The organism is Massilia sp. UYP11, assembly GCF_050434805.1.
Taxonomy (GTDB): domain Bacteria; phylum Pseudomonadota; class Gammaproteobacteria; order Burkholderiales; family Burkholderiaceae_D; genus Telluria.
Window position 1 is genome coordinate 1 of record NZ_JBNDJE010000060.1, and the last position, 1,242, is coordinate 1,242.

Here is a 1,242-nt window from a genome sequence, read left to right on the forward strand (position 1 = left end):
GCCACTGAATGTAAGTCGCTGACCCATTATACAAAAGGTACGCAGTCACCCCACAAGGAGGCTCCTACTGTTTGTATGCACACGGTTTCAGGATCTATTTCACTCCCCTCCCGGGGTTCTTTTCGCCTTTCCCTCACGGTACTGGTTCACTATCGGTCGATTACGAGTATTTAGCCTTGGAGGATGGTCCCCCCATGTTCAGACAGGATTTCTCGTGTCCCGCCCTACTTGTCGTATGCTTAGTACCACCGGTCTGATTTCGTGTACGGGGCTATCACCCACTATGGCGCTCATTTCCAAAAGCTTCCACTATCAGTCCGACTATCACATACAGGCTCATCCCATTTCGCTCGCCACTACTTTGGGAATCTCGGTTGATTTCTTTTCCTGCAGCTACTTAGATGTTTCAGTTCGCCGCGTTCGCTTTGCATGCCTATGTATTCAGCATGCAATGACCTAAAAGGCCGGGTTTCCCCATTCGGAAATCTGCGGATCAAAGCTCGTTTGCTAGCTCCCCGCAGCTTATCGCAAGCTACTACGTCCTTCATCGCCTGTAATCGCCAAGGCATCCACCATGTGCACTTATTCACTTGTCCCTATAACGTTGGCCTCTGCATGAGTTACAGAGATCGTCATAGGAATCAAGAGTACAACTATGTTTGCTTGATACAAATTACTACTACCCTAAGTGTGCATCACATCTCGTTGCCGACATGCGCTACACGCTTAAAAAAACTTTACTTCTTCCAGATTGTTAAAGAACGAAAAAACAGTGATCTCGAAAAGACCAAACCTAAAACTCAGGTCTTACGTTTGGACTTTTGGTGGAGGATGACGGGATCGAACCGACGACCCCCTGCTTGCAAAGCAGGTGCTCTCCCAGCTGAGCTAATCCCCCGTTGTGGCTTTTGCCATCTAAAAATGATCCGGCTTTGCCGGGCATTTTTAGCTAACGCAGTTCCAAACGAAAGTAGGTTTTTACTTTCGTTTGATAACTCATTGGTAGGGCTGGTTGGACTCGAACCAACGACCCCCGCGTTATCAACACGGTGCTCTAACCAGCTGAGCTACAGCCCCGATAAAACTGTTCTTTACTTGTTCAACAGTCGATAAGCGTGGACGCTTGATGATGAGCCGTTAGGCCCTGGTGCTACTCTAGAAAGGAGGTGATCCAGCCGCACCTTCCGATACGGCTACCTTGTTACGACTTCACCCCAGTCACGAATCCTACCGTGGTAAGCG

At 48.8% G+C, this 1,242-nt stretch carries 2 tRNA genes and 2 rRNA genes; all 4 read right to left on the reverse strand.

The features are described 5' to 3' along the window. A 23S ribosomal RNA gene (locus ABIB38_RS24160) occupies positions 1-596 on the reverse strand; the annotation flags it as partial. Positions 597-822: 226 nt separating this feature from the next. Then, positions 823-898 (reverse strand) — tRNA-Ala (locus ABIB38_RS24165). A 102-nt stretch (positions 899-1,000) separates the two neighbouring features. Next, positions 1,001-1,077 (reverse strand) — tRNA-Ile (locus tag ABIB38_RS24170). A gap of 82 nt (positions 1,078-1,159) precedes the next feature. Continuing rightward, positions 1,160-1,242 (reverse strand): 16S ribosomal RNA (locus ABIB38_RS24175); the annotation flags it as partial.